Origin of the sequence: Pseudomonas sp. Irchel 3E19, assembly GCF_900187585.1 — a bacterium.
Classification (GTDB): domain Bacteria; phylum Pseudomonadota; class Gammaproteobacteria; order Pseudomonadales; family Pseudomonadaceae; genus Aquipseudomonas; species Aquipseudomonas baetica.
The window spans coordinates 19,027-39,055 of the sequence record NZ_FYDT01000056.1 but is presented as its reverse complement, the minus strand read 5'-3'; the positions used below and the strand labels follow the sequence as shown (position 1 = coordinate 39,055).

General features: G+C 59.8%; 12 protein-coding genes and 3 pseudogenes. 5 read left to right on the top strand and 10 right to left on the bottom strand.

The features are described from left to right. Positions 1 to 200: 200 nt before the first annotated feature. On the bottom strand, positions 201 to 659 hold the full coding sequence (locus CKW18_RS25300) for a DMT family transporter (RefSeq protein ID WP_095191284.1): 459 nt from the start codon (positions 657 to 659) through the stop codon (positions 201 to 203). Then, positions 659 to 1,144, bottom strand: a complete 486-nt coding sequence (locus CKW18_RS25295) for a DMT family transporter (RefSeq protein ID WP_095191283.1) — start codon at positions 1,142 to 1,144, stop codon at positions 659 to 661. The genes CKW18_RS25300 and CKW18_RS25295 overlap by 1 nt, the downstream gene beginning before the upstream one ends. A 112-nt stretch (positions 1,145 to 1,256) precedes the next feature. On the opposite strand from CKW18_RS25295, the gene CKW18_RS25290 reads away from it, so the two are divergent. Then, on the top strand, positions 1,257 to 2,192 hold the full coding sequence (locus CKW18_RS25290) for a LysR family transcriptional regulator (protein ID WP_095191282.1): 936 nt from the start codon (positions 1,257 to 1,259) through the stop codon (positions 2,190 to 2,192). A gap of 133 nt (positions 2,193 to 2,325) precedes the next feature. On the opposite strand, the pseudogene CKW18_RS31585 reads toward CKW18_RS25290, so the two are convergent. From CKW18_RS31585 to CKW18_RS25280, 3 genes and pseudogenes are all read right to left on the bottom strand, one after another. Beyond that, positions 2,326 to 2,919 (bottom strand): annotated as a pseudogene (locus CKW18_RS31585) (methyl-accepting chemotaxis protein); the annotation flags it as partial. A gap of 312 nt (positions 2,920 to 3,231) precedes the next feature. Then, a pseudogene (locus tag CKW18_RS31580) lies at positions 3,232 to 4,008 on the bottom strand (cache domain-containing protein); the annotation flags it as partial. 195 nt (positions 4,009 to 4,203) lie between these two features. Next, positions 4,204 to 5,520, bottom strand: a complete 1,317-nt coding sequence (locus tag CKW18_RS25280) for a Na+/H+ antiporter family protein (RefSeq protein WP_095191280.1) — start codon at positions 5,518 to 5,520, stop codon at positions 4,204 to 4,206. Positions 5,521 to 5,915: 395 nt separating this feature from the next. Between CKW18_RS25280 and CKW18_RS31575 the strand changes: the two are divergent. Beyond that, positions 5,916 to 7,205: pseudogene (locus tag CKW18_RS31575) on the top strand (HAMP domain-containing protein); the annotation flags it as partial. A 102-nt stretch (positions 7,206 to 7,307) separates the two neighbouring features. Then, positions 7,308 to 8,063 carry a methyl-accepting chemotaxis protein gene (locus tag CKW18_RS31570; RefSeq protein ID WP_371857649.1) on the top strand — a complete coding sequence of 252 codons (756 nt, stop codon included), beginning with the start codon at positions 7,308 to 7,310 and terminating at the stop codon, positions 8,061 to 8,063. A 145-nt stretch (positions 8,064 to 8,208) separates the two neighbouring features. Here CKW18_RS31570 and CKW18_RS25270 read toward each other — a convergent pair whose 3' ends face one another. From CKW18_RS25270 to CKW18_RS25255, 4 genes are read right to left on the bottom strand one after another with little or no spacing between them, the layout of a single operon-like run. Further along, positions 8,209 to 9,522, bottom strand: coding sequence for a sensor histidine kinase (locus tag CKW18_RS25270; protein WP_095191278.1), 1,314 nt, complete (start codon positions 9,520 to 9,522; stop codon positions 8,209 to 8,211). After that, complete coding sequence (locus tag CKW18_RS25265) at positions 9,519 to 10,187, bottom strand: response regulator transcription factor (protein ID WP_095191277.1); 669 nt, start codon at positions 10,185 to 10,187, stop codon at positions 9,519 to 9,521. The genes CKW18_RS25270 and CKW18_RS25265 overlap by 4 nt, the downstream gene beginning before the upstream one ends. 3 nt (positions 10,188 to 10,190) lie before the next feature. Further along, positions 10,191 to 10,502 (bottom strand): PepSY domain-containing protein, encoded by a 312-nt coding sequence (locus tag CKW18_RS25260; RefSeq protein WP_095191276.1) that lies wholly within the window; start codon positions 10,500 to 10,502, stop codon positions 10,191 to 10,193. Then, positions 10,502 to 10,810, bottom strand: coding sequence for a PepSY domain-containing protein (locus CKW18_RS25255; protein WP_095191275.1), 309 nt, complete (start codon positions 10,808 to 10,810; stop codon positions 10,502 to 10,504). The genes CKW18_RS25260 and CKW18_RS25255 overlap by 1 nt, the downstream gene beginning before the upstream one ends. A 159-nt stretch (positions 10,811 to 10,969) precedes the next feature. On the opposite strand from CKW18_RS25255, the gene CKW18_RS25250 reads away from it, so the two are divergent. Further along, positions 10,970 to 12,049: a patatin-like phospholipase family protein gene (locus tag CKW18_RS25250; protein ID WP_095191274.1), complete on the top strand. Its 1,080-nt coding sequence runs from the start codon at positions 10,970 to 10,972 to the stop codon at positions 12,047 to 12,049. Positions 12,050 to 12,134: 85 nt separating this feature from the next. Beyond that, entirely contained in the window at positions 12,135 to 12,491 is a 357-nt protein-coding gene (gene queD, locus CKW18_RS25245) for a 6-carboxytetrahydropterin synthase QueD (RefSeq protein WP_007915588.1), read from the top strand. Positions 12,492 to 12,557: 66 nt separating this feature from the next. On the opposite strand, the gene CKW18_RS25240 is transcribed toward queD, so the two are convergent. Further along, the gene (locus CKW18_RS25240; RefSeq protein ID WP_170947322.1) at positions 12,558 to 19,529 is read right to left on the bottom strand and encodes a TcdA/TcdB pore-forming domain-containing protein; all 6,972 of its coding nucleotides are present in this window, start codon (positions 19,527 to 19,529) and stop codon (positions 12,558 to 12,560) included. Positions 19,530 to 20,029 lie beyond the last annotated feature (500 nt).

The window sequence follows — 20,029 nt, the reverse complement described above, 5'->3', positions numbered from 1 at the left end:
TGGAAAAACGCTATGAATCAGTTTGCGATTTTGTACGGAGATCGATTCATCAGGTCAAACTGGTGAAATGAAGGCCTGCCTAACGGCAGGCCATTACCAGCCCGCACACAAAAAATCTGACACTCTCGGGCGTTTGCCAAAAGTGACCCGCCGTCAGGGCGGAACCCTAAGCCGCCCAAACAAAAATAACGGATATGTACTCAGTCAGAAGAGCGAACACTACTGCGATACATAAACACCAACGCCAACCCCAAACAAACCATCGCCAAAATCCGACTCGAAGAAAGATCGATCGCCGGATTCCCCAACCAGCCAAAATTATCAATCAACATCCCCATCCCAAGCTGCCCGACAATCACCGCCACCGTCGCCACCGCCGTACCGATCCGAGGCACCGCACCGACCATCACGATCATATACACCACGCCAAACAACGCACCGCTGAGCTGCCATTTCGGCACATCGAGCAAACTCACCGCATGGGCCGGTTCAAAAAACAGAATCAACAACCCGGTAACCAACGCCCCCACGGCAAACGTCAGCAAACTACTGCGCAACACCCCAACGGTTTCCCCCAGACGCCCATTGATCGCCGCCTGAACACTCAACACCGCACCTGCCGCGACCACCACGGCCAACAAAATAATCAGATTCATCATCAACCCCGAGCAATCAAGACAAGTGCAGCAACAATCAACAACAGCGCGAGCCACCGCTCAGCGTTGACCTTCTTGCGCGCCGCGCCGAACCAGCCGAAATGGTCAATCAACACACTCTTGCCCACCTGCCCCGACAGAATCGCGATCATCGTCATGGCGATACCGATATGCGGCGTGGCCAACGTCAGCACCACCACATACATCGGCCCCAAAAAACCGCCGATCAACTGCCAGCGCGGCAATGTGTTCAACGCCGGCCCTTGTTGCGGGCCGCTGAACAACAGCAGCAAAAACAGAATCGCCGAACCCACGCCGAAAATGCTCAAGGTCGCCCACAGATGCCCGACCTGCACCCCCAATGGCCCGAGCAACCCGGCCTCGACCGACAAACCCATGCCCGCCAGAATCACCAGCGGCAGCAACAACAATCGCAACCCCGGCTTGGCCACCGGCGGCGCAACACTTCCCTCATCCAACATCTGCATAACAAAAATCCAGGCTGATAATCGATGGCGCGGATTATCGGCTGGCGCCGCTGTGCGATAAATGGGAGCATCCAGACAACACTTTTGCGCAACTCGCACAGCAGGACGATTCATGCACGGGCTTAATGAACTGGGATTCAAGGCACTCAGGCTGTTTGTGGCGGTGCTCGACCACGGCAGCTTCTCCGAAGTCGCCCGCCGCGAAGGCGTGGCGCCCTCGTCGATTTCCCGGCAGATCCAGTTGATGGAACAAGCCCTGAATCAACAATTGCTCTACCGCCACACCCGCGCGGTCACGCCGACCGAGGCCGGGCGCATGCTTGGCCATCATGCGCGGCTGGTGCTGGTGCAACTGGAAGAAGCCGAACAGGCGTTACAGGAACAGCAAAGCGAACCCACTGGCCTTGTGCGAATCAACGCCCCGGTGGTGTTTGGCCAACGCCATCTGACGCCGTGGCTCGGCCAGTTATGCGCGCGATATCCGAAACTGCAACTGGATATCCAGCAAACCGACCACTACGTCGACCCGTTGCAGGAAGGCGCCGATCTGTTGTTTCGTATCGGCCCGCTGCACGACTCCAGCATGCAGGCGCGAATTCTGGCGCCGCACCGCTTTCAGGTCGCCGCCAGCCCCGCCTACCTCAAACGCCATGGCACACCGCAACAGCCAGAGAATCTGGCGCAGCATCAATGCCTGGCCTACAAAGGCGCGACTGGCCAGCAGCGCTGGTTTTTCCGTCAGGGTCAGGGGGACTGGACGCCCTACTCAGTCAAAGGCCCGATCACCGGCAACCACGCCGACACGTTGACGCAAGCCGCCGAACAGGGTTTGGGGCTGGTGATGTTTCCGTCATGGCTGATTGGCGAAGCGGTACGCGAAGGCACGCTGGTGCCGGTGCTGAGGGAGTATCAGGTGTCGAACAGCCTGGAGCCGCAGCAGATTGCGGTGCTGTGGCCGGGGAGCCGCAGGTTGTCGGTGAAGGTGCGGACGGTGATTGATTTTTTTGTCGAATGCTTCGGCGAGGTGCCCTACTGGGACAGACCGTAGTCGCACACAAATCCAAATGTGGGAGCGAGCCTGCTCGCGAATGCCGTATGTCTGATCTCACAGTGGCGACTGACACACAGCTTTCGCGAGCAGGCTCGCTCCCACAGGGTTTTGCTTCGGACTCCAAATCGCGTCAGATCCGGAACTGCCCAACCAGCTTGCCCAGTCGCTGGCCCAACTCTGCCAGACTTCGCGAAGTCTGCGCCCCCAACTGGGTCTCATCCGCCACGCTGTCCACCGCCACCGCAATCTGATGCACGCTGCGGTTGATCTCTTCGGCCACCGCCGTCTGCTCTTCCGCGGCACTGGCAATCTGCGCGTTCATCGAATTAATCGTCGCGATCAATTCCGCCATCGCATCCAGCGACGCCCCGGCCTGATTGGCCTGCTGCGAGGTGCCGTCGCCCGCCTCACTGGAACGGCGCATCGCTTCCACCGCCGACTGCGTGCCCGCCTGCAAGCGATCGATCATGCCCTGAATTTCCTGAGTGCTGATCTGCGTACGACTGGCCAATGCCCGCACTTCATCGGCCACCACCGCAAAACCGCGCCCGGCCTCGCCGGCGCGCGCGGCTTCAATCGCGGCGTTCAGTGCCAGCAGGTTGGTCTGTTCGGCAATCGAACGAATCACCCCGAGCACGCCGACAATCGAACTCACGTCCTGCTGCAAACTGTCCAGCGACACACCACTGCTGCGGATGTCATCGACCAGCGCATGAATCTGTTTGATGCTGCCGGCGACCACACGCTTGGCGCTCTGCCCTTCTTCATCGGTCTGCTGGGCCGCGACGGCGGCGTTCTGCGCGCTCTTGGCGACTTCCTGGGCGGCGGCGGACATTTCGTTGATCGCCGTGGCGACCTGATCGGTTTCGTGGCGCTGACGCTCCATGGCTTGATCCGAACGCTGGGCCTGATCCGAGACTTGAGTCACCAACCCGGTCAGTTGCGTGGTCATCTCGGTGATCTGCCGCACCAGGCCGTGGATCTTGTCGACGAAACGGTTGAACGAGCCCGCCAGTTCACCGAGTTCATCCTGGCTGGTGATGTTCAGACGACGGGTCAGGTCGCCCTCGCCCGCCGCGATGTCGTCGAGGTTGGCTTTCATCAGGGTCAGTGGACGCAGGATGGTATTGGCCAGCAGCATCCCCGCCGCCGCGATCACCAGCAGCACCACCACCGCCACGCCGACGATGCTGAGGATCACGCCCTGCATACGCTCCTGCACCTGCGCTTCAACCAGCGCGACTTGCGCTTCGATGCCATCGAGGTTAACCGAGGTACCGACCGCCATGTCCCACTTCGCCAGGTATTCGGTGTAGCCGAGTTTCGGTACCAGCACCTGCGCGTTGCCTGGCAGCGGCGAGCTGTATTGCAGATAGTGCGTACCGTCCTTCGCCACTTTGACCAGGCCGAGGTTGACGTAGACGCCGTTCGGGTCGCGGTTGTCCTTGAAGCTTTTGCCCACGCCTTCCGGATCGTTGGCCTTGAACAGGCGCACGGTCTCGGAGTCGTAGCCGAAGAAGTAACCGTCCTTGCCGTAGCGAATGCCCGACAGCAGTTTGATCGCTTGCGCGCGCGCCTCGGCATCACCGGGGGCGGCGGCGTCGTACAGCGGTTTGATCGTGGTCATGGCCACGGCAACGTAACTTTGCAGAGTGGCCTTGGCGTCGCCGAGCAGGCGTTCGCGGGTCTGTTCGACCTCTTTGTGCGCCTGTTCCTGGAGGATAAACAGCGTGGTCAGGCTGATGACCAGCGCAAAGAGCAATACCGGGAGGACGGCAAGGGACAGGACTTTGGCCTTGAGACTCAAACGCATGGGGAGAGCTCACTCTTTTGATTTTATTGGCGTGGTTAAAGGCTTTAACGGCACGTCGGATCAAAAGTTGAGCTGCAGACGCTGCATGCCCCTGTGGGAGCGGGCTTGCTCGCGAAAGCGGTGTATCAGACACAGAATTGCTGACTGAAACGACGCCTTCGCGAGCAAGCCCGCTCCCACAGGGGATTTGGGGGGTTACAGAACCATCGCGGCCACCCAGCCGAACGCCAGCAGCGGCAGGTTGTAATGCAGGAACGTCGGCACCACGGTGTCCCAGATATGGTGATGCTGGCCGTCGATGTTCAATCCGGACGTGGGGCCCAACGTCGAGTCCGAAGCCGGCGAACCGGCATCGCCCAGCGCCCCGGCGGTACCGACGATGCAGACGATGGCGATCGGGCTGAAACCGAGTTGTACGCACAGCGGCACAAAGATTGCCGCCAGAATCGGCACCGTGGAGAAAGACGAACCAATGCCCATGGTCACCAGCAGCCCGACCAGCAACATCAACAGTGCGCCGATGCCCTTGCTGTGGTTGATCCACGACGCCGACGACTCGACGAGGGTCTGCACCTGACCGGTGGCCTTCATCACTTCGGCAAAACCGGAGGCGGCGATCATGATGAAGCCGATCATCGCCATCATCTTCATGCCTTCGGTGAAGAGATCATCCGTCTCGCGCCACTTGACGATGCCCGACACCGAAAAGATCAGGAAGCCGACCAGAGCACCGATAATCATCGAGTCCAGCAGCAGTTGCACGATGAACGCGGCGGCAATCGCCACACCGGCGATCATCAGGCTCAGCGGGTTGTACTGCACCGCCACCTGCTCGACCTGCTCGATTTTGCCCAGATCGTAGACACGCTTCTTGCGGTAACTGATGAAGGCCATTGCCAAGCCGAAGACCATGCCCAGCGCCGGAATCCCCATGGCGTGGGTAACGTTGATGCCACTGATGTCAACGCCGCTGCGGGCAATGTTGGCCAACAGGATTTCATTGAGGAAGATGTTGCCGAAGCCCACCGGCAAAAACATGTACGGGGTAATCAGGCCGAAGGTCATGACGCAGGCGATCAGGCGTCGATCCAGTTGCAGCTTGGTCAGCACATATAAAAGCGGCGGTACCAGCAGCGGAATGAACGCGATATGGATCGGCAGGATGTTCTGTGAGGCAATCGCCACCACCCACAACAGGCCGATCAGCAGCCATTTGACGCTACCACCGCCGGTGCTGTGCTGACGATCGACCATCGCCAGCGCCCTGTCGGCCAACGCGTGGGCCAAGCCGGACTTGGCAATCGCCACAGCGAAAGCGCCGAGCAACGCGTAGGACAACGCCACCGTCGCCCCACCACCCAAGCCGCTGTTGAACGCTTTGAGCGTGGCGTCGATGCCCAGGCCTCCGGTCAGGCCGCCGACCAATGCACCGACGATCAAGGCGATCACCACGTGCACGCGGGACAGGCTGAGGATCAGCATGACGCCGACCGCAGCAATCACTGCATTCATTTCACTACCTCAAAAACACTGCGGTGAACTATTCACCGCCAGACAGAATGAGTCCGCCCACGGAGCACCGGCGGATTTGCAAAGAGGGTCTTATTAAAAGGGCGCGCACTGTGCCGCAGAGTGGCGGCGGTGTCAAAGTGACTGGTCGATTCCGGGTGCGGCAATCAGCCAATGATCGTTCCCACGCTCTGCGTGGTAACGCCGCAAGGGACGCTCCGCGTTCCCATCGAACGCAGAGCGTCCGGGGCTGCATTCCCACGCGGAGCGTAGGAACGATCTACCCCCTGCGCCAATGACTGCGGCAATTGGCCCTATTGTGTTTCCAGCATAAAGAAAGCCGAAACGCGGCCGTTACAGTGCAAAGTCTCAGATATTTATCGAATAAGGATGTTTCCATGTCGCTCAGACAACTTTCCATCCAATGGAAAATCACCCTGCTCGCCGGGCTTTGCCTGGCCGGTATCGTGACCCTGTTGGTAGGTCTTTCGCTGTACCGCATGGAGCACAGTTCTGAACTGGTGAAAGCTTCGAGCATGGAAATGCTCAGCGAATCGGCCAAAGCGCGTATCGAATCCCAGGGCGAGGTGCAGGCGGCGGGCATTCGCCAGCAGTTCATGGACGCCTATCAATATGGCCACGGTTTCTCGCGTCAGGTGCTGTTCCTGCGTGAACAGGCCGAGAAGCGTTTCCTCGACGCCTTCGACCTGCGCGAAGACATGACCCGTCAGGTCAAGTCCGCCCTGCAAGCCAACCCTGACTTGCTCGGTCTGTCGCTGGTGTTTGAAGCCAACGCACTGGACGGCAAGGACGAACTGTTTGCCGGCCAGGCCGAACTGGGCAGCAACGACAAAGGCCGTTTCGCCTTGTACTGGTCGCAACCGACCCCGGGCAAAGTCACCTCGATGGCGTTGCCGGAAAGCGACATGAGCGACACCAGCACCGGCCCCAGCGGTCAGGCCGCCAATGCCTGGTTCACCTGCCCGCGCACCACGCTCAAGCCGTGCGTGATCGAACCGTACTTTTATGTGATCGACGGCCAGAACGTGCTGATGACCAGCATCGTCTTCCCGCTGATGGTCAACGGCAAGGTCATTGCCTCGCTGTCAGTGGACATCAACCTCAACAGCCTGCAAGCCATCAGTCAGGGTGCGAGCAAAAAGCTCTACGACGGCCAGACCGCCGTGAGCATCATCAGCCCGGTCGGCCTGCTCGCCGGTTACAGCCCGGACGCCAGCAAACTGAGCAAACGTCTGGATGCCGTCGACACCACCAGCGGCGCCGAACTGCTGCGCCTGCTCGCCTCCAGCAGCAGCGTCAGCAGCCTGCACAGCAACGGCCAGTTGAAAGTGCTGTCGCCGTTCCAGCCGATTCCTGATGGCCCGTCGTGGGCGGTGTTGCTGGACGTGCCGGAAAAAGTTCTGGTGGCGCGCGCCGAAGCGCTCAAGCAACAACTGGATGCGAGCAACACCTCGGGTACCCTGATCGAGCTGAGCCTCGGCGTGCTGGCTGCACTGATCGGCCTGCTGCTGGTATGGCTGATGGCGCGCAGCGTGACCAAACCGATCCTCGGCGTGGCCAACATGCTGGAAGACATCGCCAGCGGCGAAGGCGACTTGACCCGTCGCCTGGCTTACGACAAGAAGGACGAACTCGGTCAACTGGCCGGCTGGTTCAACAAGTTCCTCGACAAGTTGCAACCGATCATCGCCGAGGTGAAGCGCTCTGTGCAGGACGCACGCGATACTGCCGACCAGTCTTCGGCGATCGCCACCCAGACCAGCGCCGGTATGGAGCAGCAGTACCGTCAGGTTGATCAGGTTGCCACCGCGTCCCACGAAATGAGCGCCACCGCCCAGGACGTCGCCCGCAGCGCCGCCCAGGCTGCCGAAGCCGCCAAGGATGCTGATCGCGCCACCCGTCAGGGCCTGACCGTAATTGATCGCACCACCGCCAGCATCGACACCCTCGCCGCCGACATGAGCGCAGCGATGGTGCAGGTCGAAGGTCTGGCCGCCAACAGCGAGAAAATCGGCGCCGTGCTGGAAACCATCCGCGCCATCGCCGAACAGACCAACCTGCTGGCGCTCAACGCGGCCATCGAAGCGGCGCGGGCCGGTGAAGCCGGACGCGGTTTTGCCGTGGTCGCCGACGAAGTCCGCAACCTCGCCCGACGCACGCAGGAGTCGGTGGAAGAAACCCGTCAGGTGATCGAACAATTGCAAAGCGGTACGCAGGACGTGGTCGGCTCGATGGGCAACAGCCATCGTCAGGCGCAAGGCAGTGTTGAACAGGTTGGCCAAGCGGTGACTGCACTGCACCAGATCGGTGAGGCGGTGACGGTGATCAGCGACATGAACTTGCAGATTGCCAGTGCCGCCGAAGAGCAGAGCGCGGTGGCTGAGGAGATCAACAACAACGTGGCGACGATTCGCGATGTCACGGAGTCGCTGTCCGGGCAGGCCAATGAGTCGGCGCGGGTCAGCCAGTCGCTGAACAGCCTGGCGAATCAGCAGCAGGGTTTGATGGATCAGTTTCGCGTCTAACCCCACGGTTCCTACAGGCAACCGAGATCAAATGTGGGAGCGGGCTTGCTCGCGAAGGCGGTGGGTCAGTCAATCAAGATGTCGACTGAAATACCGCCTTCGCGAGCAAGCCCGCTCCCACAGGGGATTTGTGGTGTTGGGGAGATCAGCGTTTGGGCAACTCGATGACGACCTTCAACCCGCCCCACTCGCTCTCGCCCAGCACCAGCAACCCGCCCCACGTATCGACGATATCGCGCACAATCCCCAATCCCAACCCATGCCCATGGGTCTGCTCATCCAGCCGAGTCCCACGGCTGAACACCTGAGCACGCTGCTCTTCGGGAATCCCCGGGCCGTCATCTTCCACGCTCAGGGCAAAGCCGTCAGTGCGCTCAAGCACACTCAAGCGCACCTCGGCATCCGCCCATTTGCAGGCGTTGTCCAGCAGGTTGCCGAGCAGTTCCAGCAAATCCTCACGATCCCACGGCAGTTGCAGCCCCGGCGGCGCCACGTAGCTCAACGCCAGATGCTCGCCATGGATCATGTTCAGGGTCGCCAACAGCCCCGGCAGTTCCGCGTCGCAATCAAACAGCGCCCCCGGCAGCGCATCGCCGGACAAACGTGCGCGATTCAGCTCACGGTTGAGCCGCTGCTGCACCTGCTCCAGCTGTTCCTTGAGTATCTTGCGCAGTTCGGGATGGCCATCGAGTTTTTCGCTCGATGCCAAGCTCAACAACACCGCCAACGGTGTTTTCAGCGCATGGCCCAGATTGCCCAGCGCATTACGTGAACGCTTGAGGCTGTCTTCGGTGTGCGCGAGCAAATGGTTGATCTGCGCCACCAGCGGCTCCAGCTCCACCGGCACCTGATCATCGAGTTGTGAACGCTGGCCCTGCTGCAACTGGGCGATTTGTTCACGGGCCTTTTCCAGCGGCTTCAAGGCGCGACGTACAGTCAGCCGTTGCAGAAACAGAATCAGCAGCAACCCGGCTAACCCCAGGCCCAGGCCAATCTGGCGCATACGCTGGAAACTCTCGCGCACCGGGGTGTAATCCTGCGCGACGCTGATCGAGATCGACTGGCCCAGGCGCCGATAGTCCGAGCGCAGCACCAGCAACTGCTGACCGTCCGGCCCCAGTTGCAGATTGCTGTGCAGGCCGGGCGTTTCCAGCAATGGCAGGCCCTGATCCCACAACGAGCGCGAGCGCCAGTGGCTCTCGGCAAAGTCGATGCGGAAATAATGCCCGGAAAACGGTCGCTGATAGGCCGGCGACAGGTGTCGCTCATCCAGCTGCAACCCTTGCGGGCCGCGGACCAGCGCCACCAGCAGGCTTTCGCTGTCGTTGCGCAGCCCGGCTTCGAGGTAACGCTGCAAACCCACTTCAAACAACCACAGACTGGTTTGTGCCAGCACCAGGCCAACGACCACCATCACGCTGATCAACCCCAGGCTCAAGCGGCGCTGGATCGACCTCACGAAGCTTGCCCGCCGAACAGGTAACCCTGGCCGCGACGGGTTTCGATCACGCTTTTGCCGAGTTTGCGGCGCAAGTGATTTACATGGACTTCGAGGACGTTGGAGTCGCGCTCGGTTTCACCGTCGTAGAGGTGTTCGGCGAGGTGGCTTTTGGAGAGGATCTGTTCCGGGTGCAGCATGAAATAGCGCAGCAAACGGAATTCCGCCGCCGTCAGCTGAATGTCGGCGCCATCGCGGGTCACGCACTGGCGACCTTCGTCCAGATGCAGGCCGGCAGCCTTGAGCGTGGTCTGATTGGCCTGCCCCTTGGAACGACGCAGCAGCGACTGAACGCGCAGGTGCAGCTCTTCGGGGTGAAACGGTTTGGTCAGGTAATCGTCCGCACCGGCCTTGAGGCCTTCGATGCGCTCGGCCCAGGAATCGCGCGCGGTCAGGATCAGCACCGGGATCGACAAGCCGCCCGCGCGCCACTGCGCCAGCACCTCAAGCCCCGGCACGCCGGGCAGACCGAGGTCGAGGATGATCAGGTCATAGGGCTCGCTGCTGCCCTGATACACCGCGTCGCGGCCGTCCGCCAGCCAATCCACCGCGTAGCCTTGACGTTGCAGGCCGGCGATCAGTTCGTCGGCCAGCGGCACGTGGTCTTCCACCAGAAGCAAACGCATTGATCAATCTTCCTTGTCTTTCACGAGTTCGCCGGTATCGGCTTTCAGGTGCAGCTCACGCGCCACGCCCTCAGCCGTCAGCAACTCGACTTCATAAATGTAGACGTCGTGTTTCTCTTCCAGCTCGACTTCCAGCAGTTTCGACCCGGGATAGCGATCCATGGCCTGCTGCAGCACTTGCTCCAGCGGCAGAATCACCCCGCGCTGACGCAGCTTCAGGGCTTCGTCCTGATCGAGGTCGCGGGCCATCGCCGCCGAGCAGAAAATCACAAGCGCCAACGCGGTACGGCTGGTGGCGCGAACATTAACCTTCATTACGTATCCTGATGATCCTTGAGAACCTGCCCGCTGACCGCGTCTAATTCCAGATCCCACTCCAGGCCTTGCGGATCACGCATTTCGACCTGGTAGATGTACTTGCCGTACTCTTCTTCCAGCTCGGTTTCGGTGATCGTTGAACCTGGGTGTCTGGCCAGTGCCGTGGCATTGAGCTTCTCGAAGGAGACGATAGTACCAGCGTCGCGCAGACGCAGGGCTTCATCAGGCCCCAGATCGCGTGCATGAGCGAGGCTGGCGGTGAGGCCAACGATCGAGGCGAGGGACAGGGCAGTCAGGGTTTTCATGGTGTCTCCGTCATTTTTATGTGTTGCGTACGGTGGGCACCTTAGCGGGATGAACTTAACTGAAACTGAATTGCCATCATTGACCCAGAGCAACACCTCGCTCCCACAAGGATCCAGAGTGGCTCTATAATTGTTCGCTTGCTAACGATCGAGACCGGTATGACAGCCATCCACATCAAATTCCCCGCCCTCACCCTCAAGGCCGGCCCTCGGGCCATGGCGCGCATACGTGCCCAGGGCCTGAACGCTGCCGACGTCGGCACCCTGCCCGGCGCGGCCGGTGGGCCGAAGGCGCTGGGGATTCAGGGGCTGGATCTGGCGCTGTTCGGTGAATGGCTGCCGAGTGCGCCCCGCGAGCGCTCGCTGATCGGCGCCTCGGTCGGTTCCTGGCGCTTCGCCAGCGCCTGCCTGCCGGACGCTGCCGAAGGCATCCGCCGTCTCGGCCAGCTGTATGCCGAGCAGAATTTCAACAAAGGCGTGACCATGGCCGAGATCAGTCAGAGCTCGCAGCGCATGCTCAACGACCTGCTCGACGGGCGTGACGCGAGCATCCTGAGCAACGCCGATTACCGCTTGAACATCATGGTGGTCAAAAGCCAGGGCCGCCTCGCTGACGATCATCGCGGTCGCCTCGGGCTGGCGCTGGGTTCGGTGATTGCCGATAACTTGCGTGGCCGTGCGCGGCTGTCGCGGCACTTTGAACGGCTGATCATCCACGATCCGCGTCTGGCACCACCGGTCAATGCGCTGAACGACTTCCCCTCGCGCTTCGTCGAACTCAACGCCGGCAATTTGCGTCAGGCGCTGTTGGCCTCGGGCTCGATCCCGATGGTCATGGAAGGTGTGCGCGACTTGCCGGGCGCCGGGGCCGGGACGTTCCGCGATGGCGGTTTGCTCGACTACCACCTCGACTTGCCTTACAGCGGCGACGGCATCGTGCTCTATCCGCACTTCACCGACCGGGTGATTCCGGGCTGGTTCGACAAGACCCTGCCATGGCGCCGCGCCTCAGTGGAGCGCCTGCAGGATGTGCTGTTGCTCGCGCCCTCAAAGGAATATCTGGGGCGCCTGCCCTACGGCAAACTGCCTGACCGCAACGACTTCAAACGCTTCATGGGTGATGCGCCGAGCCGGCAGAAATACTGGCACGCGGCAATGGACGAGAGCCGGCGACTGGGCGACGAATTCCTCGAACTGACTGCCAACGGTCGCCTCGCCGAGCGCTTGCTGACCCTTTAGTCAGCACGGCCAAACACAAGCTGATAAACTCGCCGCCTGCCCGAATCGCTGCGGCGAACGCCATCTGAACAGAGCCGAAAACACTGTGGAAATCTTCAAAGAGTTTACCTTCGAATCCGCCCACCGCCTGCCGCACGTCCCGGACGGCCACAAGTGCGGGCGTCTGCACGGTCACTCGTTCAAAGTGGCGCTTCACCTGAGCGGCGACCTCGATCCGCACACTGGCTGGATCCGCGACTTCTCGGAGATCAAGGCGATTTTCAAGCCGCTCTACGAGCGTCTGGATCACAATTACCTGAACGACATTCCCGGCCTGGAAAACCCGACCAGTGAAGTGCTGGCCAAATTCATCTGGAATGAAATGAAGCCACTGCTGCCGGAACTCAGCGCGATCCGCATTCACGAGACCTGCACCAGCGGTTGCATCTATCGCGGCGAATAAACACAAAGGGTCGTGAGCAGCCAATGCCCACGACCCTTTTTCAATCGCTACTGCGCCCTTCCGGGGTCAATCGGCGAGTGACTCGAGAACCTCCTTCAGTTCGATTACACCGTGCGCGTGTGTCTTCAAGGCGCCCAGCAACTGCTCGATACTCACCCTGTGAACCTGGCCCTCGCTACTGATGCTCAAATACATCGGTATGCGCTGCTCATCCAGCGGGTCGTTGTCCCGGACGATCAGGGTATGGGCGCTGTCCGGGTCGATCAGCAACAAATGCCCCAGCGCCTGCGACAACAACAAGCGTTCCCTGTCAGCCATGTCCAGCACCAGTGTGTGTTCGACGGACAACGAACCCTCTGAGGTGTGCCGGCGATCAACCACCAGGCAGTCGAGACGTTGCCATACCTGCTCCGACACATGGCAGCTCTGCGTCGCTGCGCCGAACGCCAGAATCAAGGTATCGATCCCCTCAAGCAGCAATGTCTGCAGGTCACTGACCTCGCTGGCACTTTCCAGCGTGAGCACCTCGCTTTGCCGGGTCGCCTGACTGTCTGTGAGCCGGATCGGGGTCATTGAATCCCGATTGAAGACCACGCCATCCACCGGATCGAACAACAGCGGTTGCGTCGAGTTTTGCACTCCCAGAAACGCCGACCACTGCCCGTCCTGTCGCGCTTGCACCTCAAGCAACTGATCCTGTTCGGCAACATAGTACGTGTAGCTGCTACCGAGGTTTTTAACCGGTAGCACCGCTGCGTGGGCATGGCCTGCCAGCAGATTCTTCAGACGTGCCTGCAGCGACAAACCGCCCTGATCAGCTTGAGCCCAGTAATTTTCCACACTGACAATGCGGGCCGGCTGTTGGTCGGTCAGCGCAAGGTTGACGCCCTCACGGGTACGTCCCAACATCCCTTGCCCGTCAGTGATGACCTCGACAAACGACCACTCGGACCAGACCTTCTGCGCCGCTGGTAGCCGCTGCGGATAGCGCAGCCGCGTGCCGCCGGCGAACGCGTCACGCGCAGACGCCAGCGAACTCAACGGCTGCCGGTAGACTTGCCCGGCCTCGATATCGAACAACCACCCGGCTTCGCCATCCGGGGTCAACCCCAGTAACGCCAGCTCTTTGCCAAGCCCGGCCTCGCTGAGCAGTAACCTGTCATTGCAGCTCCAGACCGCGAGCAAGGCGCTTTCGCTGAAGTCAGACAAGCCGATCACCGGGAAAGGTCGCTTGCCGTGCTCGACAACCAATATTGGCAGCGCGTTGACCCAGTCCGGGTGAAGTTCGAGCCATCGCTTGCCGACACCGATAAACGTCAACACACCGTCCTTATCGATTTCGAACATCTGGCCATTGGTCTTGGTCATGAAGTAGCGCCCCGCCGAGTGAGTGACTTCGGCGACCTCTGTGGCGAGGGTTTCGGCGGGTATGTAGGGAAGCTCTTCGGACCAGGCAAATTCACTCGTCAGCGTCTGGTTATCCATGTCGAAGAACAGCGCGGCGTCATTGTCCTGCGATGCCCACATCAGCATGATTTTTTGCGCAGGTTCGGAGTCATTCGAGTAGAACCGGTCGTCACTCAAGCGTACCCAGCCGGAGAACGCGCTCTGGCCCTGCAAATGCGCGCGCAATCCTACAAATGGCGCGGATGTCCATGTACTCATGGGGACGTTCATGGCAGTCAAATCGCCGAGCTTTTCATCGGGCAGGATGAAGCGGCGCAGCGGCGCTTTCCAGTAATCCACTTCCACCATGTCTTCACGCCACTCATCCAGGAAGGCATTGAGGTGGACGAAGGTGACCGTGTCCTCCGCGATCAGATATTCCAGGGTGAAGCGGTTCTGCTCCTCACTGATCTTTTCCTGCACGACACGCAGTTGGCCGTCAGCGCTCAACTCGCACGCAAGGATCGTCGAGCCCTTGCGCGGACTCAGCAGGCGGTAGGCATGCCGGACGAGGCCGGTGCTGACATCGACGCGCCAGACGGTCGCGTGCTCGGGATGATAGAACCACGCCTGCAGGGTTGAGGCGGCGCCCAGGACGATGCCCTCACGCAAGGCGGCAGGCAGGTTGCGTACATACAACATGCGGTCTGCTGCCACGTCGTAGTAAGCGTTGGTGTATTGCACATCGGACGCATCATTGAACGGGACGAGAAAGTTATGGACAGGCACATAGGCGCTGGCCAGGCGGTTGGCCAGCGCCAGCGCACGCAAGCGTGCGGTAACGCTGCTCAGCTCGGCGATCGGCGATTGCGCGTCGTGCTCGCCATCGACTTTACTCAGCGTGACCGACTGCAACTGCCAGGCTTTTTTCCCGGAGTCGAACTGGAACAGTTCGCCGTCGCTGAGCTGCAGATGGCCGGAGAACCCCGTGACCCGGATGCCATCGATGATCAGCGTATCGCCTTCGAAGCGGACCTGCCGCTCGATTGCCCACGGCGCCTTGATCACCCAACTGACCGCGTTCTTCCACAGATTCAATGACTCGACGCCGACGGGTAGCCACTGCGACAAATGCACGGAAACGATTCCTGGCGTCAGCGTGAGTTGATACAAACCGTTTTCAGCAGCGATGTCGTAACTCAATAACTGCTGCCATTGCTTCGGTAGTTCTGGCACCACCAGATAACGGGCATGGGCGTCCAGTTTCACGCTGATGTGCGTGGGTTTATTGACCGGGAGGAGCTTGTAGAGGATATGCGGGAATGGCGCGGTGGAAAAAAACTGAAAGCGCTGCTCTCCTTTAGCCACCCAGGGAAACTCCAGCAACTCTTTCCAGGCATCCAGTATGTTTGGATACGAAGTCCTTACCCCCCCTTCCAGGCCAACCTCAGGCGCGGGCGCACCTTCGTAAACCGCTTGGTAGTTTCTCAGGCGGTCATAAAGATCATCGTCCGGGGCAAAACCGGAAGAACCCAACTGATACTCGTAACCGTAGTAACAGATCGGCGTGCACGGCAGTACAACGGCATGGATATCCCGTTCGCCTTCGTTACCAAATTCCAGGGTGTCCAGCCGGGACATTGCCTCGCGAATGTTGATGGCCCGATGCAGGTCCTTTGCCTCCCCACTGTAGGTAGGCAGCCCCACCGACGCGAACTCAGTAGCGAAGAACTTCTGACTATCGAACCGGACCCGACGCTCGCGCAAATCAAGTTCGGTAATGACCGCTTCGACGGCGAACTGTAATACCCCGTCCTGACGCTTGCAGCCCTCAGGCCCATAGGCCTCGTGAATATCGAACAGATGCCGACCGACAGCCCGGGCCTTGTCGCTGATTTGCCCCAGATTGCTGGCAATGGCGGTGACCCCGATGCCGATCCCCAATAACGGCACAGACAGAAACGACGCCGCCGCCCCCAGCGTGCCGCCAACGGCCAATGCGGCCACGTCAAGGCCCAGCGCCGCCACATCAAATGCCAATTGAGTGGTGAGCCGCGAGCGTTGTTCGTCATTGTCGGCCACGCTCAGACCGTAAATATCGAAGCCGATATTAGCCAATGAAAAAACAATCCCGGTCGCGGCCCCTCCACGCCCCAGCAAACGCCCCGAGAGTGACGTTGTTTGCCTCGCCAGCGCTTGTTCGCTGGCCGCGACCTGGCGCACCAGATTGATGATCTGCACCGAATCCATCGCAACGCCATAGGCCAGTTGCGCGTAACTCACATAAACCTGAATCTGCAAGGCGACGGTGAGCGCCGGCAGCGACGCGTTTTTCGCCTGATACTCGCGGCTGCGCATCTCTGTCACCAGTGTCTGGATGGCGAAGGCGAAGCTCAGGCGACTGCCACCATCGCTCTCACCCGGACTGCCGCCCTTGCCGGCGACGGCCTCAACCAGACGCTGAATATTTTTCTTGAGCTTGCTGAACCGCGTGTCGCGGGTGGTGACGTTGATGCGCTTCGCTGGGTTGCCGGCGTCCACCATCGTCAGCGTAGAGAGGTTGTCGGCTGCGGTCTGGAGCGTTTCGAGCAGTGGCAGGTATTCAGTGCCCAACGAGTGCTCGCGACGCAGCTGGCCGGTCGCCAGATCAAACTCACGCACCAGGTTGCGCGCATCCAGTTGCACCAGACTGTCACCCATCCGCGCGTTTTCTGAGAGCGAGCGGCCACGTAGCGCGGATTGCGCCTCCCATACATTGACGGACTGCCCCCCCGCAAGCGGTGTGTTCTGCAGCAAACTGCTCACCTGCAGACTCGAGGTGAGTACGTGATCGGCGATGGCCGCCGTATTCAATTCGATGACGTTGAAGCGCAAGTCGGTGGCATCAGCCAGGCCATACAACCTCGCCAGCTCACCGCCGTCCCGCGACAGGTAACCCTCGATGCCTTGTTGCAACAACGAACCCTGAGCGAAGCCATACACCGCAAAGTTCGGTTCGAAGAAGCGGTAAGCCGTGCTGTCAGCGGTCACGACCTTGGTCACCAACAGCGCATGACTGCCGGTATCGAGCAACAAGACACTGGAGTCTGCTTTCGCTTCCAGATCACGCACAATCGCTTGCAGACTCTGCTCACCCAACGGCGCACCTACGTCGCTCATGCGCACGTCGCGCAGTTCATCCAGCGCCAACAGCAGTGCCCGCGAGTCGTTCTCCTGTGGCGCCAGATTGGCATTGGCGATCCTGCCGATGACAGCGCGCTCGGCACTTTCGCCACGGCTTAACGCAGCCGCCATGAGCAGCGCCAACGGGTAACAACGCCGACCGGGATCACCGGCCGTGCGCATCAGCAATGCCTGAGGCAGCTGTCGGGCCGACAGCGCACCGGCCTTGAAGAACTGCTCACGTACCGGGGCAGCGCGCTTGAGGATCTGGGTGCGGTATTCCCATTGCGCCGTGGTGTTGATTTGCGCGATCTGCCGGCCCCATTGGTTCAGGGTCAGCAGGTCGGACAACGCCAGCGCCTTGAGCTCGCGGGCCGTCTGATTGCCCGGTTTGGCGGGCTGTGCGAGCGCCGCCTGAAAGGCTGGCGCCTGACGCTGCTGCAACCATTTTTCCAGCGCGGCATAGCGAGCGAACACGCCGCCATCGGCGGTTGCTCTGGCCAGGTCCCGGGCCGCTTGCCAGGCGTCGGCAAAGCCTGCGACATCCAGGCTTTCGGCGCCGAACAAGCCACCGACCACCACCCGTTGCAAAGGACTTATCTGTTCAATCGGCAGTGAGCCGCGCTCCAGGTGAGTCAAGAGTTCGTTGAGGTTGCTCGAATGCTGTGCGCCGACAGACAGCGGCGCCTCGCTGGCCGCCTGGTTGATGACCTGCTGGCGCTCGTCATACCCCAGATGCACGTTCCTGTCGAAAACCACGTCACCGCTGAGCTTGTCAGCCATGGCGCGAATGAACGGCTCGCCCAAGTCATCGATCAGCCGCTGCAAGATGCTAGTCAGCATGACGGGTTTGCCCTCAACGACAGGCCAGCCGCGCTTGAACGTCAGGATGTTGCCCGACTTGAGCAAGTCTTGCAGATTGGCTTGGTAGCGGGCCTTGAACTTGCCGTCGCGCCAGGCGTTCTGCTCGTTCTTGATCCACTCGGCGTCGGAGACGTCGCGCTGTTTCCAGCCACTGATCAGTTCTTCCTCGGTTTGTGTGTTATAGCCGTTCTTTATGTACTGCAACTCCTTGACTTTCATGGCTTTGAGATTCGTGTATTGAAGTGCCGCGAAAAGCTCCGCCCCCATCAGCACCGCCCCGGGGCCCGTCAACGTGATGGTTCCGTCTGCTCCGGGTACAACGCCGTCATGGTGGTACGTCACAATGGCGGCAATAATGTTTCTCTCAAATTTAGACAGGATCCGCTTTTGCGCTTCCCCCGCAAACGGTAAATCGGTCTCACGCACCTTGTCTGGAGTAATACTGAGAATTTCATCATCCCCCCACGTCAAGCCCTTCTTGTCCAACTCCCGTTCCACGGACTCGATCACGTCGTAGTAATAACGAATCAAATTTAGTGTGGAAAGGGTCATTCCGCCTTCCGGATGCGTAACCATAAAGGCATTCATCAAGCTCGGAGTCTGTCCAACTACATCAGTCGAATAGGGTGAGCCCAGGCCCAATACATCAAGCGAAGTGGTTTGGCCGACCACAGGTGCAAACACTTGATCGGGCCTGGGAGAGCTCTTGGCAAAAACTTCCAGCGCCGCCAGGTTTTCTGCCGGAATATGTCTCAACAAGTCTCGATATTGACTTTTGTCCCGCCCCGGCATCAATTGCTTATTGTAATCGAGCACTAACTGCAAAACACCACTTCGCGCCTCCCTGCTAAGCTTCGAAATATTGACACCGCCCATTTCATCGACCAGTGGCGGCAAGTAATCCAGATCGCTGTAAGTACCGCCCTCCTGATACACAGCTTGCAGACGGACGATATCCGAGGCGGCCGCAAAGTTGCCTCTCAAGGAAATTTCGCGATCGTACGCAGACCACAGGGCGTGCGACTGAAACTCTTCACGGGCGTTGCGCAACCGCACACGGTCATCGGCCATGTCCAGATGACTTTGCAGATACCGGGTTCTTGCGGCCTGGAGTTGCGCACGGTCTTGACCATACGCCTGAACCAGCAACTCGATCCGCGCCTCATCAGGGGCGAGCCCGCGCAACTGCGCTTGCTGGATGAATTCGAACGCCTGCCGCCGCAAAACCGCCAGGCGCTTCTCATACAACCGGATGAGCGCTGCTCTGGAGACCGTTTGATCCCCACCTGCCAGCATGGCATCGGCCTTTGCCGCCTGGATGATGGTGCGGCTGACGTCAAAAGCCATTAACGCTTGCGGGTCGTACCAGATGCTGAAGGTAAGGTGCTTGGGTGTCCGAGCTTTCCAGATGTTGAAGTAATCACGTTGGTTGGCGCCGAACATGGCGCCCCCCACCCAGACAAAGTGCATGTGCCCAGGCACTTCCTTTGCGGTAATCGATACCGTGTTCTGCAAACGCTGATGGTACTTCTCGACTTTTTCAAAAAGGTTGCCAAAAACAACGCTGGCCTGATCACGCCCCAATGTCTGCAGCGTTTCCTTCAACAGGCTGACGGCCTGGAGCATGCCTTGCGAAGTTTCCTGCGAAAGTGCGCCTTCGTGATACCTGAGTGCTGCCTCGTAGTGCTCGGACCCCTTAAATGCAGCCAGAGCCGTCTCAAGTTCCAAGGGGCGAACAAGTTCCCGCCATTCCAGACTTTCAGACAACGCAATGAATTCTTCAGACATCCGCAAATTCCCCAAGAGCAATAATTTTAAAAAAAACAATCAAGACACGCCCAGACTTCACAAACAATCAAATCAGCCACTTCTCGACAAACAGAGTTAAAACAAACTAACCGATCCTTTTGCAAAAACCAAAAGCAACCCACCACAAACAATTACCGAAATAATCAATAACTTTTAGACAAACAAACTTACTTCGATAACTTCGAACAACAAGAACGCGACGCGACAGATTGCTCTCAATGGCAAGGGTCGAAATAGCGATGACGAGTTGGCGCTCTGCCGCGCGTCCCTGACCCGACACCATTACTCGCTGTAGGAACTGCGATTTCTTGATTTAT